The organism is Mycolicibacterium novocastrense, from assembly GCF_001499835.1.
In the GTDB taxonomy this organism is placed as follows: domain Bacteria; phylum Actinomycetota; class Actinomycetes; order Mycobacteriales; family Mycobacteriaceae; genus Mycobacterium; species Mycobacterium novocastrense.
On the sequence record NZ_LQIH01000001.1, the window covers coordinates 268,841 to 292,669 of the forward strand.

At 67.7% G+C, this 23,829-nt stretch carries 23 protein-coding genes; 14 read left to right on the forward strand and 9 right to left on the reverse strand.

The window, feature by feature from the left end; all coding sequences use genetic code 11:
• Positions 1-315: 315 nt before the first annotated feature.
• Positions 316-1,290, reverse strand: coding sequence for a 4-(cytidine 5'-diphospho)-2-C-methyl-D-erythritol kinase (locus tag AU072_RS01365; protein WP_064412063.1), 975 nt, complete (start codon positions 1,288-1,290; stop codon positions 316-318).
• 77 nt (positions 1,291-1,367) lie between these two features.
• On the opposite strand from AU072_RS01365, the gene AU072_RS01370 reads away from it, so the two are divergent.
• Positions 1,368-2,165: a serine/threonine-protein kinase gene (locus AU072_RS01370; RefSeq protein WP_064412064.1), complete on the forward strand. Its 798-nt coding sequence runs from the start codon at positions 1,368-1,370 to the stop codon at positions 2,163-2,165.
• Here AU072_RS01370 and rsmA read toward each other — a convergent pair.
• From rsmA to AU072_RS01385, 3 genes are all read right to left on the reverse strand, one after another.
• Positions 2,152-3,060, reverse strand: coding sequence for a 16S rRNA (adenine(1518)-N(6)/adenine(1519)-N(6))-dimethyltransferase RsmA (gene rsmA / locus AU072_RS01375; RefSeq protein WP_064412065.1), 909 nt, complete (start codon positions 3,058-3,060; stop codon positions 2,152-2,154). The genes AU072_RS01370 and rsmA overlap by 14 nt on opposite strands.
• Positions 3,057-4,184 carry a resuscitation-promoting factor gene (locus AU072_RS01380; RefSeq protein WP_064412066.1) on the reverse strand — a complete coding sequence of 376 codons (1,128 nt, stop codon included), beginning with the start codon at positions 4,182-4,184 and terminating at the stop codon, positions 3,057-3,059. The genes rsmA and AU072_RS01380 overlap by 4 nt, the downstream gene beginning before the upstream one ends.
• A gap of 91 nt (positions 4,185-4,275) precedes the next feature.
• Positions 4,276-5,124 (reverse strand): TatD family hydrolase, encoded by an 849-nt coding sequence (locus tag AU072_RS01385; protein WP_064412316.1) that lies wholly within the window; start codon positions 5,122-5,124, stop codon positions 4,276-4,278.
• Between the two features lie 24 nt (positions 5,125-5,148).
• Between AU072_RS01385 and metG the strand changes: the two genes are divergently transcribed.
• From metG to AU072_RS01420, 7 genes are all read left to right on the forward strand, one after another.
• Positions 5,149-6,732: a methionine--tRNA ligase gene (gene metG, locus AU072_RS01390; protein ID WP_064412067.1), complete on the forward strand. Its 1,584-nt coding sequence runs from the start codon at positions 5,149-5,151 to the stop codon at positions 6,730-6,732.
• 7 nt (positions 6,733-6,739) lie between these two features.
• Complete coding sequence (gene gdhA, locus AU072_RS01395) at positions 6,740-8,089, forward strand: NADP-specific glutamate dehydrogenase (RefSeq protein WP_064412068.1); 1,350 nt, start codon at positions 6,740-6,742, stop codon at positions 8,087-8,089.
• A 61-nt stretch (positions 8,090-8,150) separates the two neighbouring features.
• Entirely contained in the window at positions 8,151-9,356 is a 1,206-nt protein-coding gene (locus tag AU072_RS01400; RefSeq protein ID WP_064412069.1) for an NAD(P)/FAD-dependent oxidoreductase, read from the forward strand.
• Positions 9,353-10,258, forward strand: a complete 906-nt coding sequence (sigJ, locus tag AU072_RS01405; protein WP_064412070.1) for an RNA polymerase sigma factor SigJ — start codon at positions 9,353-9,355, stop codon at positions 10,256-10,258. The genes AU072_RS01400 and sigJ overlap by 4 nt, the downstream gene beginning before the upstream one ends.
• Positions 10,259-10,385: 127 nt before the next feature.
• Positions 10,386-11,555 carry an NAD(P)/FAD-dependent oxidoreductase gene (locus tag AU072_RS01410; RefSeq protein WP_064412317.1) on the forward strand — a complete coding sequence of 390 codons (1,170 nt, stop codon included), beginning with the start codon at positions 10,386-10,388 and terminating at the stop codon, positions 11,553-11,555.
• Positions 11,552-12,454 carry an RNA polymerase sigma-70 factor gene (locus AU072_RS01415; RefSeq protein WP_064412071.1) on the forward strand — a complete coding sequence of 301 codons (903 nt, stop codon included), beginning with the start codon at positions 11,552-11,554 and terminating at the stop codon, positions 12,452-12,454. Before AU072_RS01410 ends, AU072_RS01415 begins: the two co-directional genes overlap by 4 nt.
• A 12-nt stretch (positions 12,455-12,466) precedes the next feature.
• Complete coding sequence (locus AU072_RS01420) at positions 12,467-13,720, forward strand: aminodeoxychorismate synthase component I (protein WP_064412072.1); 1,254 nt, start codon at positions 12,467-12,469, stop codon at positions 13,718-13,720.
• Here AU072_RS01420 and rsmI read toward each other — a convergent pair.
• Positions 13,676-14,512 carry a 16S rRNA (cytidine(1402)-2'-O)-methyltransferase gene (rsmI, locus tag AU072_RS01425; protein WP_064412073.1) on the reverse strand — a complete coding sequence of 279 codons (837 nt, stop codon included), beginning with the start codon at positions 14,510-14,512 and terminating at the stop codon, positions 13,676-13,678. The two genes, AU072_RS01420 and rsmI, sit on opposite strands and share 45 nt — an antisense overlap.
• Positions 14,513-14,535: 23 nt before the next feature.
• Here rsmI and AU072_RS01430 point away from each other — a divergent pair, with 23 nt between their 5' ends.
• Together AU072_RS01430 and AU072_RS01435 are read left to right on the forward strand one after the other, a co-directional pair.
• Complete coding sequence (locus tag AU072_RS01430) at positions 14,536-16,077, forward strand: dolichyl-phosphate-mannose--protein mannosyltransferase (protein ID WP_064412074.1); 1,542 nt, start codon at positions 14,536-14,538, stop codon at positions 16,075-16,077.
• A 136-nt stretch (positions 16,078-16,213) separates the two neighbouring features.
• The gene (locus AU072_RS01435; RefSeq protein WP_064412075.1) at positions 16,214-17,077 is read left to right on the forward strand and encodes a type IV toxin-antitoxin system AbiEi family antitoxin; all 864 of its coding nucleotides are present in this window, start codon (positions 16,214-16,216) and stop codon (positions 17,075-17,077) included.
• Between the two features lie 74 nt (positions 17,078-17,151).
• On the opposite strand, the gene arcA is transcribed toward AU072_RS01435, so the two are convergent.
• On the reverse strand, positions 17,152-18,354 hold the full coding sequence (gene arcA / locus AU072_RS01440) for an arginine deiminase (protein ID WP_064412076.1): 1,203 nt from the start codon (positions 18,352-18,354) through the stop codon (positions 17,152-17,154).
• Between the two features lie 46 nt (positions 18,355-18,400).
• Between arcA and soxR the strand changes: the two genes are divergently transcribed.
• Positions 18,401-18,835: a redox-sensitive transcriptional activator SoxR gene (gene soxR, locus AU072_RS01445; protein ID WP_064412077.1), complete on the forward strand. Its 435-nt coding sequence runs from the start codon at positions 18,401-18,403 to the stop codon at positions 18,833-18,835.
• Positions 18,836-18,868: 33 nt separating this feature from the next.
• Positions 18,869-19,465 carry an alpha-ketoglutarate-dependent dioxygenase AlkB gene (locus AU072_RS01450; RefSeq protein WP_064412078.1) on the forward strand — a complete coding sequence of 199 codons (597 nt, stop codon included), beginning with the start codon at positions 18,869-18,871 and terminating at the stop codon, positions 19,463-19,465.
• Here the strand turns inward: AU072_RS01450 and AU072_RS01455 are convergent.
• Both AU072_RS01455 and AU072_RS27845 read right to left on the reverse strand, forming a co-directional pair.
• Positions 19,462-20,124, reverse strand: a complete 663-nt coding sequence (locus tag AU072_RS01455) for a DUF5642 family protein (RefSeq protein WP_064412079.1) — start codon at positions 20,122-20,124, stop codon at positions 19,462-19,464. The genes AU072_RS01450 and AU072_RS01455 overlap by 4 nt on opposite strands.
• 29 nt (positions 20,125-20,153) lie before the next feature.
• Positions 20,154-20,849, reverse strand: coding sequence for a DUF5642 family protein (locus AU072_RS27845; RefSeq protein WP_165595582.1), 696 nt, complete (start codon positions 20,847-20,849; stop codon positions 20,154-20,156).
• Positions 20,850-20,873: 24 nt separating this feature from the next.
• Between AU072_RS27845 and AU072_RS01465 the strand changes: the two genes are divergently transcribed.
• Positions 20,874-21,185: a hypothetical protein gene (locus tag AU072_RS01465; protein WP_064412319.1), complete on the forward strand. Its 312-nt coding sequence runs from the start codon at positions 20,874-20,876 to the stop codon at positions 21,183-21,185.
• Positions 21,186-21,190: 5 nt separating this feature from the next.
• Here AU072_RS01465 and AU072_RS01470 read toward each other — a convergent pair whose 3' ends face one another.
• On the reverse strand, positions 21,191-22,936 hold the full coding sequence (locus tag AU072_RS01470) for a PE-PPE domain-containing protein (protein WP_082680890.1): 1,746 nt from the start codon (positions 22,934-22,936) through the stop codon (positions 21,191-21,193).
• A gap of 188 nt (positions 22,937-23,124) precedes the next feature.
• On the opposite strand from AU072_RS01470, the gene AU072_RS01475 reads away from it, so the two are divergent.
• A complete protein-coding gene (locus tag AU072_RS01475) occupies positions 23,125-23,829 on the forward strand; it encodes an envelope biogenesis lipoprotein LpqN (protein ID WP_064412081.1) in 705 nt (234 codons plus the stop codon).

The window sequence follows — 23,829 nt, forward strand, 5'->3', positions numbered from 1 at the left end:
CCCGATCGCAGACGCGGTCGCGAAGGCGCGCACACGAATCGGGAGCGGTTGAGTCTCGAAATGGTGATGCACCGCGGCCGTCGCCATATCCGACGAGGCGCCCACCGAGGTGTCCGGCGGGAAAGTAAGTCGTGTCCGATGCATGACAGCTAATCTTCACCATCGGCCATCTTATGCAACTCTTAAGTAGCCGCCAAACTCTCGCGAGTATTGAGGTCTGGGTCACACCCGCTTGTGACCAAACCGCAGCCGAGCGCTCAACCGGGTACAGAAACCCCCGCATCTTTCGTACCGGACTGCGCGAACGGGGTGGTCTCACGCCGACGTCGACGGCGTCGGCACCACCCGCGCGCCCTGGACGGGGCCGCTGGCCACTCGCACGGTGCGGCACACCCCCGCGCCGGCGAGCTGTGCGCCGACGTCGACCGCTTGGCCCGCCGAGGCGCACAGAAACGCGCACGTCGGCCCCGACCCCGACACGATGCCCGCCAACGCGCCGGCCTCGGCGCCAGCGCGCAGCGTGCGGCGCAACCCGGGGTCGAGGCTCAGCGCCGCGGGCTGCAGGTCGTTGCCGAGCAGCGGGGCGAGTTGGGCCGGATCGCCGGATGCCAGAGCGGCCAGCACCGGTTCGGCGTCGTCGAGCCGCGGCGGTGGTTCGCGGCCGGACCCCGCCGAGTCGCGCAGCCGGTCGATCTCGGCGAAGACCGCCGGCGTCGACAATCCGCCGTCGGCAAAGGCCAGCACCCAGTGGAACGTCGTACGGGCCAGCACCGTCGCCAGCTCCTCACCGCGCCCGGTGCCCAACGCGGTCCCCCCGTGCAGTGCGAACGGCACGTCGCTGCCCAACCGGGCCGCCAGCGTATGCAGATCGCGCCGCGGCACGCCCAACTCCCACAGCGTGTTCATCGCGACCAGCACCGCCGCCGCGTCAGCGCTGCCGCCGGCCATGCCGCCGGCGACCGGTATGGACTTGTCGATCGAGATCGCCACATCCGGCGCCCGCCCCACGTGTTCGGCCATCAACTCGGCGGCCTGCCAGGCGAGGTTGCGCTCGTCGGCCGGCAGGGATTCGGCCCCTTCACCGGAGAGCTCCAGCGACAGCATGTCGGCGTTGCTGACGGTGATCTCGTCGAGCAGCGAGACGGCGTGGAACACCGTGGTGAGCTCGTGGTAGCCGTCGTCGCGGCGGTCCCCCACCTCCAGGTACAGGTTGACCTTGCCGGGCACCCGCACGGTGACCGACCCCGTCGGCACCCATTCGGAGGCGGTGTTCCCGTTCCAGCCCGGCACGGCACGACACTATCGAAAGGACAAGTGGCGGGCAGCGTGTCAGAAGGCGCGCGCCGTCGCCGCACTAGTCTGAGCTCGTGCTGTCCGCCGGCGACCGGTTCGACGACTACGTGGTCGACGAGGTCCTCGGCCACGGCGGATCGGCCACGGTCTACCGGGTGCACGCCGCCGACAACCCGCGGCGGGTGGTCGCTTTGAAGGTCCTCGACGAACACGCTCGCGATCGAGCGCACGTGGCCCGGCTGCGGCGTGAGTTCGAGTTCGCCGACCGGCTCGACCACCCTCACATCGTCACCGTGTACGAGCGGGGCCCGGGGTGGCTGACGATGCAGTTCGTCGCGGGCGGCGCAGTGCAGAGCCTGCCGACGGTCCCCGAACGCCTCGCCGCCCTCGGCCAGATCGCCGACGCGCTGGACTACATCCACAACCGCGCGATCGTGCACTGCGACGTCAAGCCCGCCAACATCCTGCTCGAAGCCGACCGGTCGCAGGCCGTGCTGATCGACTTCGGGGTGGCGGTCGAGATCACCGACGACATCGGCCGCCGACCGACGCACGTGGAGGCCTCGCTGCCCTACTCGGCACCGGAGCTGATCGCGGGTCGGGCGCCGACAGAAGCGACCGACGAATACGCGCTGGCCTGCACGGCGGTGGAACTGATCACCGGGACGCCGCCGTTTCGGGAGGGTTCCCGCGTCGGATTGGTCGAGGCGCACCTGCATCGCCCGCCACCACGGTTCTCACGCGAGTTCGACTGGCTGCCACGCGCTTTCGACTCGATTGTGGCCAAAGCCCTGGCGAAGGCGCCCACGGACCGTTACCAGTCCTGCCGCGAGTTCATCGCGCTGGTCGTGCGCGCCGTCAACGGACGCTGATCGAACCCTTGGCTTCCTGAACCATCGGCTTGTCGACCTCTTCTGACCGCTGCAACAGCCGGACGAAATCGGCGATGGACAGTGTCTCGCCGCGGCGTGACGGATCGATGCTGGCGGCGAGCAGCCTGCGCGCCGACTCGTTACCCGAACCCGCCCATTCGGCGAACGCGTTGCGGGCGGTCTTGCGCCGTTGCGCGAACGCGATGTCGATCAGGGCGAAGACCTGCTCACGGAAGCTCTCGTCGGTCGGCCACGGCGACGTCTCGTAGCGCTCGATGCCGACCAGGCCCGAATACACCCGGGGGATCGGCCAGAACACCGTCGGCGACACCATGCCGTGGCGCCGGACCTTGCCGAAGAAGCGCACCTTGGCGCTGGGCACGCCGTAATCCTTGCCGCCGGGTTCGGCCGCGAGCCGCTCTGCCACCTCGGCCTGCACCATCACCATCACGGTGCGGATCGAGGGAAACTCGGCCAGCAGATGCAGCAGGGCCGGGACCGCGATGTTGTACGGCAGGTTGGCGACCAGGGCCGTGGGCTCCTCGCCGAGCTCCTCGCGTCGCAAGCCGAGGATGTCGCGGTTGAGCACCGTGAGCCGGTTGATCTCGCTGTGCGAATGCTCGGCGATCGTGGTCGGCAGTTGCCGCGCCAGCACGGGGTCGATCTCGACGGCGGTCACCCGCGCGCCGCGGTCGAGCAGTGCCAGCGTCAGCGAGCCCAGTCCGGGCCCGACCTCGAGAACGTGGTCATGCTTGTGGACACCGGACGCCGAAACGATTCGCCGTACGGTGTTGGCGTCATGGACGAAGTTCTGTCCGAACGATTTGCGCGGCCGGAAGTCGATCGCCTTCGCCAGTTGTCTTATCTCGGTCCGCCCGAGTAGTCGAATGGTCAGCGCGCACCAATCCTCCCGCTACAAGTCGGCCACGCGCCCCACCCTTGTCGCGCCCGAGTGACTTCAGCAATCGCGATCTGTTCTTCTCTTGTTGCCAAATCGGCTCTCGCAGCATAGCGCAGACCGCCGTTGCGCTCCCAGGTGTTTTGGTCGAATTGAACGCCGCCGTAATATCCGTTGCCGGTGTTGATCGCCCAATTACCTCCGGCTTCGCACCGCGCAAGGGCGTCCCAGGTGGCTCCGTTGGACACCGCCGGCACCTCGGTGCCGGGTTTGGTGCCGACTCGCACAACACCTTCTCGGGCGGGCGTTACAACGACATTGGCTACTGGCAACCTGCCGGTCTCCACACCGTTGAGTTTCGCCACCGCAAAGATCACGTCCTGCGTGCCCGGCATTCCCGGGTCCTCGACGACCTGCCGGCTCTGGTTCAGCGTCGGATCCTCGATGCGCTTGAGGGCGGGCGGCAACGGCACGCGCTCGGCGATCTTGTCGATCCGGTTGCGCGTCACCTGCACGTGCATGCCGTCGGTGACGGGAGCCGATGCGGCGGGGACGACGGCGTCACGCTGCTCGAGCGGTGCGCCCGCCTCGGCGAGCAGGGCCGCGATGTTCGGGGCGGCCAGAGTCACGCTGCGCGTCGTTCCGCCGTCATCGATGTGCACGGTCTTGGCGCTGACCACCGGCAGCGACATACCCGCCAGCGGGACCCGGCTCGCGCGCGAGGCGGCGGCGGGCGCCTTGTCGGTCATCTCAAGCTGGGCGAGAGCCTCGTCGACCGTCGACGCGGTGGTCCACACCTGCTTGCTGTCCTCGCCGTCCAGTGAGAGCTGAAGCGGGCGGCTGCGGCGCAGCACGATGGTGTCGGCCTGGTTCACCGGCTGATCGGCGGCCGGAAAGAGGTCGTCGCGGTCGCCGACGTCGAACCCGTTCTCCTCGACCACGTCGATCACGCGCGACTTCATGGTCGCCACCGTTGTCGACGATCCGTCCACGGTCAGCGTGACGGTCTTGTGTGCAGCGACCGCGTAGCCGCCGGCGAAGGTGAGTGCGAGCAAGGTCGCACCGACCAGCAGACGAAGTAGCGGTGAACGCGCCTCGTGGAGCTTTGTGAAAGTGTTCAAAACGTCGTATATCCCCGACTATCGGACGGAGCGCCCGCGTCCTTGCGGTGCTTCGCTTTCGGTCACAGCACGGTAACGGAGAGGCCTCGAGTCAGCAACTCGCAAGGCCGTACGCGCGTTCGGCTGTGGTGGTGGTTTCCCGCGCGACGACCTCAGCCGGCTTACCGACGATCTCCGCCAACGCCCGCACAGTGTAGGGAAGGCAGTACGGCTCGTTGGGTGCGCCGCGGTACGGGTGGGGCGTCAGGAACGGCGCGTCGGTCTCGACGAGCATTTGCCCGGCCGGGATCAGTTGCGCGGCTTCTTGCAGGGCTTTGGCGTTCTTGAAGCTGACGGTGCCCGACAGACTCAGTAGCCAGCCCGCCTCGATACACCGACGCGCCATCTGAGGCCCCGAGGAAAAGCAGTGGAAGATCACAGTGTCGGGGGCGCCTTCGGCGGCCAGCACGTCCAGAATCTGGTCGTCGGCCTCGCGGTTGTGGATCATCAGCGGCTTGCCGGTCCGCTTGGCGAGGTCGATGTGCCAGGCGAACGCGTCGCGTTGGATGCCCGGTTCCGCGCAGCCCTCCAGCTTGCCCGGCCAGTACAGGTCGAGGCCCGTCTCGCCGATCGCGACGACGCGCGGATGGCCGGCCAGACGCTCGATGACGGTCTTGGCTTGATCGGTCAGGGCCTCGGTGCGCGTCGGGTGCAGGGCGACCGCGGCGTAGACCCGCTCGTCCGCCTCGGCGGCTTCGGTGACCCAGCGTGCGGAGTCGAGATCGTCGGCGATGGTGACAACGGCCCCGACGCCGACCGCCGCCGCGCGGTCGACGATCGCGGTGACGTCGGCCGCGTCCGAGGCACCACATGCATCGAGATGGGTGTGCGCGTCGATCAGCGGGCTCAGCGGCGTCGGGGCGGGCGGCCGCTCCCGTCTGCCTGAGCGCTTAGCGTTCACCGCCACACCATAAGCTGAGTTGAAATGAGTACTGCTGTCCGCGGGGCGCAAGCGCCGAGCCCAGGCGCGCCCTTCTACATCACCACCGCGATCGCCTACCCGAACGGCGATCCGCACGTCGGCCACGCCTACGAGTACATCGCCACCGACGCCATCGCCCGGTTCAAGCGGCTGGACGGATTCGACGTGCGGTACCTGACCGGCACCGACGTGCACGGCCTGAAGATGGCCGAGGCGGCGAAAACGCTGGGCATCCCCACCGCCGACCTGGCGCGGCAGAACTCCGATGTGTTCGAGCGCCTGCAGCGCAAGCTGAACATCTCCTTCGACCGGTTCATCCGCACCTCGGATGCCGACCATTTCGAGGCCTCAAAGGAGATCTGGCGCCGGATGAACGACGCCGGTGACATCTACCTCGACTCCTACAAGGGCTGGTACTCGGTTCGCGACGAGCGGTTCTTCACCGACGCCGAGACGAACGTCGGTGCCGACGGCGTGCGGGTCGCGGTCGAGACCGGCGCGCCCGTGACATGGACCGAGGAGCAGACCTACTTCTTCCGGCTGTCGGCCTACACGGACCGCTTGCTGGAGCACTATCGGGCGCATCCGGAATTCATCGAGCCCGACGTGCGGCGCAACGAGGTCGTCAGCTTCGTCTCCGGCGGGCTGCGAGATCTGTCGATCTCGCGCACCACGTTCGACTGGGGCGTGCCGGTGCCCGACCATCCCGACCACGTCATGTACGTGTGGGTGGACGCGCTGACCAATTACCTGACCGGCGTCGGTTTCCCGGACACGTCGTCGGAGGCCTTCCAGCGGTACTGGCCCGCCGATCTGCACATGATCGGCAAGGACATCATCCGGTTCCACACCGTCTACTGGCCGGCGTTCCTGATGTCGGCGGGAATCGAGTTGCCGCGCAAGGTCTTCGCGCACGGCTTCGTGCTCAACCGCGGCGAGAAGATGAGCAAGTCCGTCGGCAACATCATCGACCCCGTGAACCTCGTCGATACTTTCGGGCTCGACCAGGTGCGCTACTTCTTCCTGCGCGAGGTGCCGTTCGGTCAGGACGGCAGCTACAGCGAGGACGCGATCATCGGCCGCATCAACGCCGACCTGGCCAACGAGCTGGGCAACCTGGCACAGCGGTCGCTGTCGATGGTCGCCAAGAACCTCGACGGAATCGTCCCTGAGCCAGGAGATTTCACCGATGACGACGCGACACTGCTCGAATCGGCCGACGCGCTGATCGACCGGGTGCGCGGCCACTACGACGCCGTCGCGATGCACCTGGCGCTCGAGGCGATCTGGTCCGTCCTGGGCGCGGCGAACAGGTACTTCTCCGCCCAGGAACCGTGGGTGCTGCGCAAGTCGGAGTCGGCGCAGGATCAGCGCCGATTCGGCACGGTGCTATACACGACGCTCGAGGTCGTGCGGATCGCCGCGCTGCTGACGCAGCCCGTGATGCCCGACTCATCGGCTAAGCTGCTCGACTTGCTCGGGCAGAACCCCGACGAACGAACCTTCGCCGCTGTCAGCATCCGGCTGAAGCCAGGCACCGCCCTACCGGCCCCGACCGGTGTGTTCCCCCGCTACCAGGCTGAGTGATCGAAAAGTGAACGGACTACACGAGAAACTGCACGACCTCTACGAAGAGGTCGCCAAGCGCAACGCAGGCGAGACCGAGTTCCACCAATCCGTCTACGAGGTCCTCAACAGCCTCGGACCGGTGGTGGAGAAGCACCCCGAATACGTCGACTCCGAGGTCATCAGGCGCCTGTGCGAGCCCGAACGCCAGATCATCTTCCGGGTGCCCTGGGTCGACGACCGCGGCACCGTGCAGATCAACCGCGGCTTCCGCGTGGAGTTCAACTCCGCGCTGGGTCCGTTCAAGGGCGGCCTGCGGTTCCACCCGTCGGTCTACCTCGGAATCGTCAAATTCCTCGGCTTCGAGCAGATCTTCAAGAACTCGCTGACCGGCATGCCGATCGGCGGCGGCAAGGGCGGCGCCGACTTCGACCCCAAGGGCCGCTCCGACGAAGAGGTCATGCGGTTCTGTCAGTCGTTCATGACCGAGTTGTACCGCCATCTCGGCGAGTACACCGACGTACCCGCCGGGGACGCCGGCGTGGGCACGCGTGAGATCGGTTACCTGTTCGGGCAATACAAGCGCATCACCAACCGCTACGAGTCCGGCACCCTCACCGGCAAGGGACTGACCTGGGGTGGTTCCCAGGTCCGCACCGAGGCCACGGGCTACGGAACGATCTTCTTCGTCAACGAGATCCTCAAGGCCAACAACGACACGTTCGAAGGCAAGCGCGCCGTGGTGTCGGGTTCGGGCAACGTGGCGATCTATGCGATCGAGAAGATCCACGAACTGGGCGGCACCGTGGTCGCATGTTCGGATTCGAGCGGCTATGTCGTCGACGAGAAGGGCATCGACCTCGACATCCTCAAGGAGGTCAAGGAGGTACGCAGGGCCCGCATCGCCGATTACGTCGAGATTCGTGGTGGCACAGCGGAGTTCGTCGCCGACCGCAATGTGTGGAACGTCCCGTGTGAGATCGCGGTGCCGTGCGCCACGCAGAACGAGATCAACGGCGACGAAGCGCTGGCGCTGATCGAGAACGGGTGCCGCGTCGTCGCCGAGGGTGCGAACATGCCGTGCTCCCCTACCGCGGTCAAACATTTCGCCAACGCGGGTGTGACGTTCGCACCGGGCAAGGCGGCCAACGCCGGCGGCGTCGCCACCAGCGCGCTGGAGATGCAGCAGAACGCCTCGCGGGACTCGTGGACGTTCGCCGAAACCGAGATGCGACTCGAGCAGATCATGCGGCGCATCCACAACCGCTGCCTGGTCACCGCCGACGAGTACGGCCAGCCCGGCAACTACGTGGCCGGCGCTAACATCGCGGGGTTCATCCGGGTGGCCGACGCCATGCTGGCGCTGGGGGTGGTCTGACACCTGATGTGACGCGCGTCACAATCTGTCACGCCCCGGCGCCCGCCGGTGTCTAGAGGGCATGACTGATTTCACCGCACTCACAGACACAGTCCCCACTACCCGGGTCGTCGTCATCGGCGGCGGTTACTCCGGAATTCTGGCGGCCAACCACCTGCGGCTGCGCGACGACGTCGACGTCACGGTGGTCAACCCCAGACCGAAGTTCATCGAGCGGATCCGGCTCCACCAACTGGTCGCCGCCGGTTACGACGCCGGAGTCGACTACGGCACGCTGCTCGGCGAAGGTATCCGGCTCGTCGTCGACACCGCGATGCGCATCGACACCGCCGCGCGCACCGTGCGCCTGGCGTCCGGGCGCGAGCTCGACTACGACTACGTGATCTACGCCGTCGGCAGTACCGGAACGGTGCCGCAAACCATCCCCGGCGCGGCCGAATTCGCCTATCCGATAGCCGAATTCGAGCAGGCGCAGCGGCTGCGCACCGCACTGGAAGCGTTGCATCCGGCGGCTCCCGTCACCGTCGTGGGCGCAGGGCTGACGGGCATCGAGACCGCCTCGGAGCTGGCCGAGCAGGGCCGCAACGTGACGCTGGTCTGCGGCGGGCGCCTGGGCCCGTCGCTGTCCGATCCCGGCCGGCGCTCCACCGCCAAGGCGCTGGCCAAGCTGGGCGTGACGGTCATGGAGGCCGACGTGGTCACCGAGGTACGCGCCGACGCGGTGGTCTTCGCCGACGGAGCGGTGCGGCCGAGCGCGGTCACCGTCTGGACCGCCGGGTTCGGTGTGCCGGAGCTGGCGACAGCGAGCGGACTGCGCACCGACGCGATAGGACGCCTCATCACCGACGAGACGCTGACGAGCGTGGACGACGAGCGTATCGTCGCGGCCGGTGACTGTGCGGCCCCGTCGGATCAACCACTGCGGATGTGCTGTGCCACGGCAACGCAACTCGCTCCGCAGGCGGCGAACACCGTGCTGAGCCGCATCGAGGGCACCACGCCCGCCGCGTTCGAGTACGCGTACGCCGGGTCCTGCATCAGCCTTGGGCGGCGCACCGCGACGCTGCAAGTCACGCGCAAGGACGACACCCCGGTGAACGTCTATCTCGCCGGGCGGGCGGTCGCCACGTTCAAAGAGGCGGTCTGCAGGGGCACCCTGTGGGCGATGCGGCGCTCGGCCCGCAAGCCCGCCTGGACGTTCTGGCTCAAGGGCGGTCCGCGCCCCGCGCAGCCGGTTCCCGGACCGAAGGTGGTCAGCAAGCCGTGACCACCACACCGGGCGAGCATGCCGAGCGGTTCACCGTCCTGCGGCCGCTGCTGTTCACGATCGCTTACGAGATCCTGGGCAGCGCAACCGAATCCGACGATGTGCTGCAGGACAGCTATCTCCGCTGGGCCGAGGTCGAGCTGAGCACGGTGCGCGACACGAAGTCGTATCTGGCGCAGTTGGTGACCCGCGAGGCGCTCAACGCGCTGCGCGCCAGGTCCCGTCGGCGCGAAGACTACATCGGTCCGTGGCTACCGGAACCGCTGCTGCTCGAGTCACGCGATGCGGCCTCCGATGTCGTGCTGGCCGAATCGGTGTCGATGGCGATGCTGGTCCTGCTCGAGACGCTGACCCCCGACGAGCGCGCCGTGTTCGTGCTGCGCGAGGTGTTCGGTTTCGACTACGACGAGATCGCGGGCGCGGTGGGCAGATCCGCGTCGACCGTGCGCCAGATGGCGCACCGCGCCCGTGAACACGTCCACGCGCGGCGCAACCGCTTCGGCCCGGTGGACGAACGGCGCACCGAGCAGATCACCGAACAGTTCCTGGCCGCCGCGTCCACCGGCGACATGGAGGGCCTGATGTCGTTGCTGTCCCCCGGCGTCACCTGGACCGCGGACCACGGCGGGAAGGCCGCCGCCATCCGCAGGCCGGTGGTCGGTGCACGTAGGGTGGCCGCGCTCATGGCACGGCTGTTCGAGGTGGCCAGACAGACGCCGGCGATGCGCTTCGAGACGGCCGTCTACAACAGTGCGCCCGCGGTCGTCGTCTACACCGGCGACCACCTCGAGGGACTGTTCATGTTCGAGGTGATCGAGGACAAGATCACGAACCTGTACGCGATGCGCAACCCGGACAAGCTGGCCGGCATCACGATCCCCCGCAGCATCAGCCGCCAGTGACCTCTGCCACATTCCGGGCCGAGGTGTCACACTGCGGAGATGTCCGGTGTCTCGAGGTCAGACCGGCTCTGAGCCCAACCGCCACCCCCGGCGGCCCACGGCAGGCCGGATGACCGAGGAGATCGACATGACCGAAATGACCAACAACATCGTGGTGATCGGTGGCGGCTACGCGGGGGTGATGGCCGCGAACCGGCTGGCCCCGCACGCCCGCGTGACACTGGTGAATCCGCGCGCCGAGTTCGTCGAGCGAATCCGCTTGCACCAGTTGGTCGTCGGCAACGACGACGCCGTCGCCGACTACTCGGCGGTGCTGTCGGGGGCCGTCCGGCTGGTGGTCGACGGGGCTTCGCGGATCGACGCGGAGGCACGCACCGTCACGCTGACGTCCGGTGCGTCGCTGTCTTACGACTACCTGGTGTACGCCGTCGGCAGCACCGGCACGATTCCGGCAGTGGTACCGGGGGCCGCCGAGTTCGCTTACCCGCTCAGTGAATTGGAGCAGGCGCAGCGACTGACCGCCCGGATGGCCGACGTTCCGCTTTCGGCGCCGGTGGTCGTGGTCGGCGGCGGGTTGACCGGTATCGAGACCGCTACCGAGCTGGCCGAGACCGGCCGTCAGGTCACGTTGGTGACCGACGTGCTCGCGCCCTCCCTGGCGGCCGGCGGCCGCCGATCGGTGACCAAGCGGTTGGCCAAGCTGGGGGTCGTCATCGTCGAGGGCAGCGCGGTCGGCGAAGTCCGAGCCGACCGGGTGGTGCTGGCCGACGGCCGTGAGGTGCCGGCCGCCGTGACGGTGTGGACCGCCGGCTTCGGCGTGCCGGGTCTGGCCGCTGCCAGCGGCCTGGCCACCGACGCGCTCGGACGGCTCCTCACCGACGAGACGCTGACCAGCGTCGACAACGTGCGCATCGTGGGTGCGGGGGATGCGGCGTCACCGTCGGACCTGCCGTGGCGCATGAGTTGCCAGGCGGCCCTGCCGCTCGGCGCGCAGGCCGCGAACACCGTGCTGGCGCGGCTTGCCGGCGATGACCCGGCCGCGGTGAACCACGCGATGGCCGGGCAGTGCATCAGCCTGGGCCGCAAGGCAGGCACGTTCCAGTTCGCCGACGTCGACGACACCCCGCGTCGCTGGTACATCGGTGGCCGCACGGGTGCTCTGGTCAAGGAGCAGGTGTGCCGTTTGACGCTGAAGTGGATTCGCGGCGAGGCCGACAAGCCTGGCTCCTACACCTGGAAGACGAACCCGCGCCGGGAGCAGCAGGTTGTCGCGACCCAGACGGTACCGATCCGATGAGCGGCACGGGTGACGAACACGCCGAACGGTTCACGGTGCTGCGTCCGCTGCTGTTCACGATCGCCTACGAGATCATCGGCAGCGCAACCGAAGCCGACGACGTGCTGCAGGAGAGCTACCTGCGCTGGGCCGAGGTGGACCTTGCCGCGGTGCGCGACACCAAGGCCTACCTCGCCCAGCTCGTCACCCGTCAGTCACTCAACGCGCTGCGGGCACAGTTGCGGAGGCGCGAGGAGTACGTCGGCCCGTGGCTTCCCGAACCGCTGTTGCTCGATGCACACGATCCGGCATCGGATGTCGTTCTGGCCGAGTCGGTTTCGATGGCGATGCTCGTGGTGCTGGAGACCCTGAGCCCGGACGAGCGCGCGGTGTTCGTGCTGCGCGAGGTGTTCGGTTTCGGTCACGACGAGATCGCCGAGGCGGTCGGCAAGTCGGCGGCCGCCGTACGTCAAATGGCGCACCGGGCCCGCGAGCACGTGCAGTCGCGGCGAAAGCGGTTCGAGCCGGTCGATCCCAAGGTGTCGATGGAGATCACCGAGCGGTTCTTCGCGGCCGCGTCCACCGGCGACGTCGATGCGCTGCTGGAGATGTTGACCGACGACGTCGAATGGACAGCCGACTCCGCAGGCAAGGTCAGCGCGGCGCGGCGGCCGGTGGTCGGCGCCGACAAGGTCGCCAGGGTCCTCATCGGGCTGGTGCGGGTCGCGGGCGAGGCCGGCCGGGTGGAACCGGCGATGTACAACAACGCGCCCGCGCTCAAGCTCTACCTGGGCGACCACTTCGAGGGGCTCGTCAGCCTCGAGATCACCGAGGGCCGGATCTCGCACTTCTACGTGATGCGCAACCCGGACAAGTTGGCCGGGGTGGAGATCCCGCGGGAAGTCACGCGCAGCATCTGACAAGCTGAGTCGGTGCGCATCGACCTGCTCGGCGACCTCGGCAGCGCCCCAGCGGTTCTGCGCGCCGTCGGATATGCCGCCGCCGATCGCGGGCTGGCGCCACCTGCGGCGCTGATCGGCGAGTGGTTCGGCTCGGGCGCAGTCATCGCGCCCTCTGTGGACGTCGCGCCGGTCGACACGTCGCGCGCCTTCGAGGTCCCCTGCGTTGCGGGCGATGGGGAGGCGGTCGGGGGCGGCTGGTTCGGCTATCTGTCGTATCCGGATGCGGCGGCCGACGGTCTCGGTCCGCGGATTCCCGAGGCTGCCGGCGGCTGGTCGGACTGCGTGTTACGCCAGGACGGCGACGGGCGATGGTGGTTCGAAAGCCTGTCCGATGCAACGCTTCCCGATTGGGTGGCCGATGCGCTGCGAGTGCCGGTCGCCCCGCGGCTGTCGCACGTCGAGTGGGGTGAGGCCGATCGCGATGCCCACCGCCGGGGGATGCTGGACTGCCTGGAGGCGATCGCCGCAGGGGAGGTCTACCAGGCATGTGTGTGCACGCAGTTCCGCGGCCGGCTCGAGGGGTCGTCCCTGGATTTCTTCGCCGACGCCGTGCAACGCACGTCGCCCGCGCGTGCGGCCTACCTCGCGGGAGGCTGGGGGGCGGTGGCGTCGTTGTCGCCGGAACTGTTCCTGCGCAGGCGCGGTGACCACATCGCGTCAAGCCCGATCAAGGGCACGCTGCCGCGTTCGGCCGATCCGGAAGCGCTGCGCTGCTCGGTCAAGGATGTCGCCGAGAACATCATGATCGTCGACCTCGTGCGCAACGACCTGGGCCGCGTCGCCGATGTCGGCACCGTCTCCGTGCCCGAATTACTGGTGGTGCAACCGGCGCCCGGGGTATGGCATCTGGTGTCGACGGTATCCGCGCGGGTGCCCGTCGATGTGCCGATGTCAACGGTGCTCGACGCGACGTTCCCACCGGCGTCGGTGACGGGAACGCCGAAGGCGCGGGCACGCCGGCTGCTCGAAGACTGGGAACCGGTCAGGCGCGGAATCTACTGCGGAACAGTCGGGTTGGCGTCTCCGGTGGCGGGGTGCGAACTCAACGTGGCGATCCGGACGGTGGAATTCGACGCTTACGGGAATGCGATCTTGGGCGTCGGTGGCGGTATCACCGCCGACTCCGACCCGGATCGCGAATGGGAGGAGTGCCTGCACAAGGCGGCACCGATCATCGGGTCACTGCCGGGAACGCAGAACCGCATCGTAGAGCTCACGTCGTGACGGCGAGCCCGGGTTCGCCGCAATTACGTCGGCGCAGGCGTCCTTGACCCGTGCGCCGTCGTCGACGAGTTTGTGGACCGCGGCCACCAGCGTTTCGAGGTCCGCTTTCGGGACCGCGCCGGCCAGCACGACGGTGATCTCCCCGAGCACCCCGTCTGCGGCCCAGTCGGCGAGCTCGTCGAGCCGGCCCCGAACGATCTCCTCGTGCGTCTTGGTCAGCTCCCGGCACACCACCGCGCGGCGGTCGGAGCCCAGCACGTCGACCGCGTCTCTGAGCGTGCCCGCCAGCCGGCGCGGCGATTCGAAGAACACACAGGTCCGCTGCTCGGTCGCCAACGTCGTCAACCACGTCTTGCGCGCGGCCTGCTTGCGGGGCGCGAATCCCTCGAAGCAGAACCGCTCGGCCGGTAGCCCCGAGACCGCAAGAGCCGTCGTCACCGCCGAGGGGCCCGGCAGGCAGGCGAGCGGGAGCCCGGCGTCGATGCACGCCGTCACCAGGCGATAGCCAGGATCGCTGATCAACGGCATACCGGCGTCGCTGACCAGCAGCACCGTCGCACCCGACCGGATCCCGTCGAGCAGGCCCGCGATACGCGAGGCCTCGTTCTGGTCGTACAGGCTGACCACCTTCGCCGTCAGCCTCACCTCGAGGGCCTGGGCCAGCGTGCGGACCCGGCGGGTGTCCTCGGCGGCGATGACGTCGGCGCTGCGCAGCGCGCTGACCAGCCGCGCAGAGGCGTCGGAGGGCTGGCCCAGCGGCGTGGCGCCGATGAGCAGTCGTCCGGGGCTCATGCCGACAGCCTACGATCGCACTCGTGACCGCCCCCGCCACCAAAGCGCCGCGCGCGGTCCCGGTCATCAGCCCAGCGCCGCAGCTGCCTGCCGCGGACTTCGGCCCGGTCGACCGGCTGCAGGGCTGGGTGATGACCGCCGTCATCGCCGCGCTGGCGGCGGTGACACGGTTCCTCAATCTCGGATCCCCGACCGACGCCGGCACCCCAGTCTTCGACGAGAAGCATTACGCGCCGCAGGCCTGGCAGATGCTGCACAACCACGGCGTCGAAGACAACCCGGGCTACGGCCTGGTGGTGCACCCGCCGGTGGGCAAACAGTTGATCGCGATCGGCGAGGCGCTGTTCGGCTACAACGGGCTGGGTTGGCGGTTCTCCGGCGCCGTGTGCGGGGTGATCGTCGTGATCCTGGTCGCGCGGATCACCCGACGCATCAGCCGGTCGACGTTGGTCGGTGGTATCGCGGGACTGTTGGTGATCGCCGACGGGGTCAGCTTCGTCGCTTCGCGGACCGCGCTGCTCGACGGATTCCTGGTGACGTTCGTGGTGGCCGCGTTCGGGTGCCTTATCGTCGACCGCGACCAGGTGCGCGAGCGCATGCATATCGCGCTGCTCGAGGGCCGCATCGGCGAGACGGTGTGGGGACCCAGGCTCGGGGTCCGGTGGTGGCGGTTCGGCGCGGGCGTATTGCTCGGATTGGCCTGCGCCACAAAGTGGTCGGGCGTGTACTTCATCGCGTTCTTCGGCGTCATGACCATGGTCTTCGACATCCTGGCGCGCCGCCAGTACCGGGTTCCGCGGCCGTGGCTCGGCGCGTTCCGCCGCGACCTGGGGCCGTCGCTGTACGCTCTGGTGCTCATCCCGTTCGGTGTGTACCTCGCGTCGTACACGCCGTGGTTCGCCTCGGAGACGGCCATCAACCGGCATGAGGTCGGGCAGTCGATCGGCCCGGACAGCGTGTTGCCGATTCCCGATGCGTTGCGCTCGCTGTGGCATTACACGTATGCCGCGTACCGGTTTCACTCCGGGTTGACCAACGCCGACGGGAACCATCACCCGTGGGAATCGAAACCGTGGACGTGGCCGATGTCCTTGCGTCCGGTGCTCTACGCGATCGACAACCAGGATGTGCCCGGATGCGGGGCGCAGTCATGTGTGAAGGCCGTGATGCTGGTCGGCACGCCCGCGATGTGGTTCCTGGCGGTGCCGGTACTGGGGTGGGCGGTGTGGCGGGCATTCGTCAAGCGCGACTGGCGATATGCCGTCGCGCTGGTGGGCTACAGCGCGGGCTTTTTGCCGTGGTTCGCCGACATCGACCGCCAGATGTACTTCTTCTACGCGGCGACGATGGCGCCGTTCCTGGTGATGATGATCGCGTTGATCCTTGGCGACATCCTGCACAAGCCGAACCAGAACGCCGAACGCCGAACGCTCGGGCTGATCGCGGTGAGTTGTTATGTCGCACTGGTGTTGACGAACTTCGCGTGGATGTATCCGATCCTGACCGGCATCCCGATATCGCAGAACACCTGGAACATGCAGATCTGGCTGCCGTCCTGGCGTTAGCCGTTGCTGACGCTAGCCGCTGCTGTTCTTTCGCGAGACGTACACCAGGGTCGTGTGAGCGAGTTATCCACAGCCCTGGTGTACGTCTCGCGAATCGGGGGCAGAATTGTCGGCGCTTCCGGCCAGCATCCGTCGCATGGAAGAAGCATTCGTCGGCGGCGAACTACTCGGCAGGGGTCTGACCCGAGGCCAGTTGCGCTCGCGTTACAAGCGCGTCAAGCCACGCGTCTACGTGCCCCGCGGTGCGTCACCGTCGGTTGAACTGGCCGCACATGCTGCCTGGCTGTGGACAGATCGTCGCGGCATCGTGGCCGGGCGTGCTGCGGCTTCACTGCACGGAGCCCAATGGGTAAACCCCGACACACCGATCGACATGATCGGCCCCCGTGAGCGTCCACGGCGTGGAGTGGTCATCCGAAATGAACGGATCGACTGGGACGAGGTCTGTGCGATCGGCGACCTTGCGGTGACGACGCCAGCACGCACGGCGCTGGATCTGGCTCGACACCTCAGTCGCGACGTGGCGGTCAGGCATCTCGATGCACTGGCAGCGGCGACCGGCCTGACCGTTGACGACGTAGCACCGCTTCTCGAGCGGTATCGCGGCTGGCGAGGGATGAAGCGTGCCCGCATCGCACTGGATCTGATGGACGGCGGTGCTCAGTCACCCAAAGAGACGTGGTTGCGGCTTCTTGTCGTCGACGCAGGGTATCCCCGGCCGCGTACACAGATCCGCGTCAGCGACGGCGTCTCTGAGGCGATCCTCGACATGGGTTGGGACGAACCGATGATCGCTTTGGATTACGACGGTGAACAGCATCAGACGGAGCGGCGCCGATTCGTTCACGACATTGACCGCAACGCGCTCGTGGAGTGTCTCGGTTGGTTGGACATTCACGTGGTCAAGGAGCACAGCCGCGGGCTCATTCTGCACAGACTGCGGGAGGCCGCCGAGCGTCGCGGGTGGTTTCCGCTCGCGAAAAGTACACCAGGGTCGTGATCGCGCGCATTCAGCGACCCTGGTGTACGTCTCGCGAAGTACCCGGCCCGAGCGTCCCCGGCGCGACCGCGGCGCTACAGGGGGTCGCGGCCGGCCGGGCATGACATACACCGTGGTCCGCCGCGGCCGGTGCCCAGCTCGGACGCCTGGATCGGCAACACCTCGATACCCGCGTCCGCCAACCGCGCATTGGTTTCGACGTTGCGCTCGTAGGCGACCACCACACCTGGGGCGAGCGCCAGCGTGTTGTTGCCGTCGTCCCACTGTTCACGCTCGGCCGTCACCGGATCCAACCCCGTGGCGATGACCCGCAACCGGTCGATACCCATCGCCGTCGCGGCGGCGTCGACGAACGGCACCTCGTCGTCGATGCGCACTCCGCCGTTCCCGTCACGATGAATCACGAACGCCGACAACGAATCCACGACCGGCGGGTACATCACCACCGCGTCGACGTCGACCATCGTGCACACCGTGTCGAGGTGCATCTGCGCTCGCGACTGCGCGATCGGCACGGCGAGCACGGTATGGGCCAGGTCGTCGTCGAACAAGCTGCGCGCCAACGCTTCTGCACCCGCCGGTGTGGTCCTCTCCCCCACCCCCACCGCCACGACACCCGGTGCAAGCAGCACCACGTCTCCTCCCTCGACGGGTGCCGACCGCGATTCGTAGGCCCGCCGCACCCCGAGGAACCGCGGGTGATGCGCGTAAATCACGTCGGTCAGCGAGGTCTCGCGCACCCTCGCCGGCAGCGCCAGCGACGTGATCGCCACCCTCGGGCCGATCCAGAACGACGAGTCGCGAGTGAACAACAGATTCGGAAGCGGATCGATGACGAAGTCGCCCCCGTGATGCATCCGGCGCACCAGCGACAGCTCCGCACCCGAGAGCGGCAACTCGTTGAACGTCATGCCCGCCATCAGCACGTGGGCCAGCGGTGCGGGCTCCAGCGAGCGAAGATACGCCGAAAGTTCCTGCGCCAGTGGCAGACCCAGCCGCCTCGGATCGACAGCAGCCGCGATGCCGTGCATCCGCGCCGCGCCGCTGTGCGACAGCGCCTCGGTCAACAGATCGGCGAGCAGCATCACCTCGACGCCCCGGTCGACCAACAGCGCGGCGAACGCGTCGTGTTCGGCCTGCGCCCTGGCCACCCAGGGCAGCCCGTCGAACAACAGCGCATCGTTGTTGCGCGGCGTCAAGCGCTGCAACTCGGCCCCGGGCCGATGCAGGATGGCCGCAGTCAGCCGACCCACCTCGGAGTCGCAGCCCAGCGTCACATCTAGCACCGTAACCCGCGACGGCACCTCAACTATGGTTGATGTTATGGAGTTGATTTCCGAGCTGACTCCCGGCGAGATGTCGGCTCGCAGCGGTGTCGCTGTTTCGGCGCTGCACTTCTACGAACGCGAAGGCCTGATCCACAGCAGACGCACCTCGGGCAACCAGCGGCGCTATGCGCGCGAGACGTTGCGCCGCGTCGCGTTCATCCGGATGTCACAGCGGCTCGGAATCCCCTTGTCCCGCATACGAGAAGCGCTGACCACCCTGCCCACCGACAGGGTGCCGACGAGTAAGGACTGGGCCAGACTGTCGGCGGGCTGGCGCCAAGACCTCGACGACCGCATCCTGCACCTGCAACGCCTGCGCGACAACCTGACCGGCTGCATCGGCTGCGGCTGCCTGAGCCTGAAGACATGCGCACTGACCAATCCCGGAGACGTGCTCGCCGAACACGGACCCGGCGCAGCACGGCTCTGACACATCGAACGTCTGTGCGATAGGATCGCGGACATGGAGCTGGCGCTGCAGAGCTCGCTGTTCGAGCACGCCGAACGCCGCCACCTCGGCAACGGGGCCTGGATCGACTTTCGCTCCGGGTGGCTGGACGATGCCGACTCACTGTTCGCAGAGCTGTCCGAGGTCGTCCCGTGGCGTGCGGAGCGCCGACCGATGTACGACCGGGTCGTCGACGTCCCCCGCCTGGTCAGCTTCCACAACCTGGTCGACGACCCGCCGCCGCATCCGCGCCTCAAGCAGCTCCGCCGTCGCCTCAACGACGCCTACGCGGGTGAACTCGGCGAACCGTTCACCACGGCGGGGCTGTGCCTGTACCGCGACGGCAACGACAGCGTCGCCTGGCACGGGGACACCGTCGGGCGCAGCAGCACCGAAGACACCATGGTCGCGATCATCGGGCTCGGCGCGACCAGGACGTTCGCGCTGCGGCCTCGCGGTGGCGGCAAGTCGCTACGCCTGCAGCACGCGCACGGCGACCTACTCGTGATGGGCGGGTCGTGTCAGCGCACGTGGGAGCACGCCATCCCCAAGACGGCGCATCCGGTGGGCGTTCGGATCAGCATCCAGTTCCGTCCGCACGACGTGCGCTAAGCCCTGACTGCGTTCACCGCCGCGACCAGCAGGTCGCGAGCGCGTTGCGTGTCGACCTTCGCCACCGGCTTGTCGGGCAGCACCAGCGGGTTCGCGGTGACGATCACCAGGAAAGGGCCGAAGCTGGCGAGATAGTTGTAAAGCTCGCCGGTGCGGGGCTTACCGTCCACCGTCGTCTGGACCACGCGGTGAGTTCCGAGCGTCTGCGCACCCTCGATCTGCGGTGCCTCGACGACCTCGACCAGCCCGCGCATCGCACCGCCCGCGAACCCGACCCTGCGGCAGTTGTCGGCCGGCGCGTTGACCGACGTGCTTTCCGACGTTTCGACGGCGATCGTGATGAACCGGTTGCCCTCGCCCTCGGCCGTCGTCGCGGCCATGTTGCCCTTGGCGCCCGCCGGAACCATCTGCTGATTGGCGAACGACGCACAGTCGGGTGGCTCGAACTTCACGCCCTTGGGCAGTTCCTGGCGCGCCAGCAGTCTCGGGTCGATACCGGTCGGGCCGACGTCGGTCACCTTGAAGTCGGGTCCGAAGCTCGCCCGCACATCCTTGACTCGCCCGATGTCGGCAGCCGACAGATCGTCGTCCGGTTGTCCGGTCGCGCACGCGGTCAGCGCAGCGGCGCACACCACCGCGACCAAGGCCCTGTTCGACATCGCCGCACAATGTACCGGCCCACGACGGCTCAGCCCCGTAGCGCGGACACCGTTTCGGTCATCAGATGGGCGGTGAAATCCGAACCGAGTTGGGGATTGGGCGAACCGGGGTCGGTGACGACGGCGACGAAGGCGACATGGTCACCCAGGTAGACCGTGACGGTTTCGGCGTGCGACACCGTTTCGGTGCCACCTTCGACGACGGTTCTGCTCGCCGTCGCCATCGCGATGGTCGACGCCGCATCGATGGGCGGGGCGGGTTCGAGCGTGACGGTTCCCGTGGTGCGTCCGCCCGACATGGTCCAGCGCCCGCACTCGTCGATCACCGTCGGGTCGAGATCCCCCGGCGCGGCCGCGACCACGGCGTACACGATGCCGCCGGGCCCCGACGCGGACCAGCCGTCGGTGCGAGTCGCACCCGCGGCGGCGTCGGCCAGGGTCGCACACCTCGCGGGCTCGGCGGTCCACTGCGGACCGTATCCCCACGCGGTGACCGGGCCGAGGGGGGCGACGAGGTCGGTCACCTCGTATCCGGCGGGCAGGACGGTGCGCGCCCGATCGATTCTGGCCGGGTTGACCTGCGGGGGATTCTGGGATGACGACTCGCCGGCCGGCGACGAGCCGGAATCGTTTCCGCATGCCCCGACGCAGATCGTCAGGGCCGTGGCAGCGGCCGCGACGATGCAACGATCGACGGCCCGTCGGCGATCAACAGGTAGTGACATCGACCCTCATGAATGGAGGCTGTCATGCGTGCTCTTCGGAGTGTGGCAGCAACAGCAGCGGTGGCGGGCGCCATTGTGGTGCCCGCGGGGGTCGCCGCCGCACAACCGGTGCAACCGGGCGACGCGCCGCGGACGATCGCCGAGCTCGAGGACCAGGGCTACGACGTCGTCATCGACCGGGTCGGCAGCGGCCCGATCAACGAGTGCATCGTCACCAGCGTGCGCAACCCGCAGGAGGTCACCCAGACGTTCGCGGTCGGCAAGGGTGAGGACCGGGAGTTCATCACGGTCGTGGTGAGCAGGTCGATCACCGTCTCGCTCAACTGCTCGCGCTGATCCCGTCAGCCGGCGGCACCTTCGGCGTCGGAGTCGCCGCCCGTGTCACCGCCGGCAGGCGGGTCGTCGGGCTCCGCATCCGTCTGGTTTGCTTCCGTTCCGGTCCGATCCGGCCGGTTCGCGGGTGACGGCCCCAGCCGCACCGGAGAGTCGAAACCGATGGGTCCGCGCAGCTTCGGCAACTTCGGGAGATTCAGCTTGGGCAGCGCGGGTTTGAGGCCGACCCTCGGCGCCTTGCCGGTGAGGGCACCGTTCCCGGCCTTCTCGGCGCCCGTAGCGTCGATGCGCTCCTCGACCACCACTTCCTCGGGTTGCTTCGTGGTTGCCTCGCTGCGGGGCGGTGTCGGGTTGGCGATGACCTGAATAGGCTGCTGTCCCAATGGATCCTGCTCGACCTGACCTCCGGAGGGCTCGAGCTCACTCGTGGGCGGCAGGTTTTCGACGACGTTCCCCTCGTCCAGGTCGGCGTTTCCTGAGCGCGCCCACGACATCGTCCTCGCAGCGGTGTCTTCTGGTGGATCGGGCAATTCGGGTCCACCGACACCGAAGGGGCTGGTGGTCTCCTCGGTTCCCAGCGGGCGGTCGCCGGTGATCTCCTCGATCCCATCATCGAGGCCGGTCGGGATCGACTGCACCAAGTTGATCGCGGTGCGGATCGGGTTCCGGAACGGAAGCAGGCCCACCTTCGTCGCGACACCCGGGTTCACGTCGCGGGCATAGGCCCCCTCGATCAGCACCCGCAGCGGTGCATCCAGGGCCGTCAGGATCGGCGAGGGCACGAATGCTTCGAACGGCATCAGGATCGGCAGCCGTTCGGCCGGATAGAGGTAGTAGTCGGTGTCGCCGTACGAGCCTTGGTAGACGGCGTCGTCGAAGTTCTCGTTCTGCAGATCGCCGTGCAGGTAGTAGTAACTGGCGAGCGAGTTGGCGATGGCCAACACGTTGGTGAGGCTGGCAGGTGCGTCGCCGCCGAGAAGGTCGTACTGTGCCGCGGCGTCGACGGTCGGCATGCACTCCCCACCGCCCTCGCATGAGTTCGTCGGGGTCGCGCCGTAGAACGTGATGCCGATGATCGGGATCGTGAGGCCTTCGGGGCCACGCGCCAGGATGCCGCCGTTGGGACGCATCGGATTGGCCAGCAGGAAGAACGACGTTTCGGGAGCGGGGTCCCCGGGATTCTCCGGCTCTCGAGGATCAGCAATCAGTTCCCGCTTCACCAGCGAAGCCACCACGGCGCTCTGCGAGTAGCCGAAGATGACGTAGTCCTCATAGGCGGACGGGGCGGCGGGCTCGGGCCCCAGCGGGTTCTCCACGTCGTAACTGGCGTCGTCGTTGTAGACGCAGGCCGAATTCCCGCGAACACACCCTTCCAGGCTCTCTACGCCTTCCCCGACAGAGTCATCGAAGGTCCTGTTGCCGAACACCGGGAAGAACGCGGCCGGATAGACGACCGCATAGACGTTGTTGTCGATGTCGTCGATGGGGCCGCCGTCGGCATCGGTGGGCTCTCCCGCAGCAGGGTTGATGAATCCCATGACGGCGTTGCTCAAGTACTGGCTGATGTATTCGGGGGTATCCGGCGGGGTGGTCAACGGGTGTTCGGTCCCGCCCATGATCAACGCGCTCGCCGCCAGCTGGACCGCGGTTGCGGTCGTCCATGCCACCGCCACCGCGATCGCCGCGAACACCGCCAGGATCATCGCCCCCAGCGAACGCAACGTCGTCGTCAGTCGAGCACTCTGCCCCCGCATCGCGTCTCCCTCTCACCCCTGGCCGCTGCCCCGCAAAAACCTCGTCCCAGCTAACCACGATGAAGCCCCGTAGCAAAATATTGTTCCGTACGGGAACAACTGCGTAACCGCTGTTACGCGCGTTTTCGACTGCAAACGCCGGAGGGCGGCCGTAGGCTACGGCGCAGACCACACCGATGGAGGAGCAAATGGGCACGTCTATGAGGGCCGGCATCGTCGCGGTCGCGGCCGTGGCACTCGGGCTCGGCCTTGCCGGCTGCAGCTCGGACACCGAGGGTGAGGCGACGTCGGATACAACGACCTCAGAACCAACCACCACATCGGAAACCAGCGCCTCGCCCGCACCAACCACGTCGCCTCAAGCGCAAGGCGCCAATTACACGATCGTCGACTACATCCGCGAGAACGACATCACGGAGACCCCGGTCAAGCGCGGCGATCCCGGTTCGCCCACCATCGACCTGCCGTTCCCACCCGGCTGGAGCGATGCCGGGCCGCGCACACCCGAATGGGCCTGGGGCGCGATAGTTTCCGATGACCCCGCCATGGCCGAGGACCCTCCGACCATCATCGCGCTGGTGTCGAAGCTGACCGGCAACGTCGACCCCGCGAAGATCCTCGAATTCGCTCCCGGTGAGATCAAGAACCTCCCCGGATATGATGGCGCACAGGAGGGTTCACCGTCCACGCTCTCCGATTTCGAAGCGGTGCAGATCGGCGGCACGTACACCAAAGACGGTGTCCTACGGGCGATCGCACAGAAGACGGTCGTCATCCCCGGGCAGGACGGGCTCTATGTCCTGCAACTCAACGCCGACGGTCGCGAGGATCAGATGATGGCCCTGATGGACGCGACGTCCGTCATCGACGAACAGACCAAGATCACGCCCTGA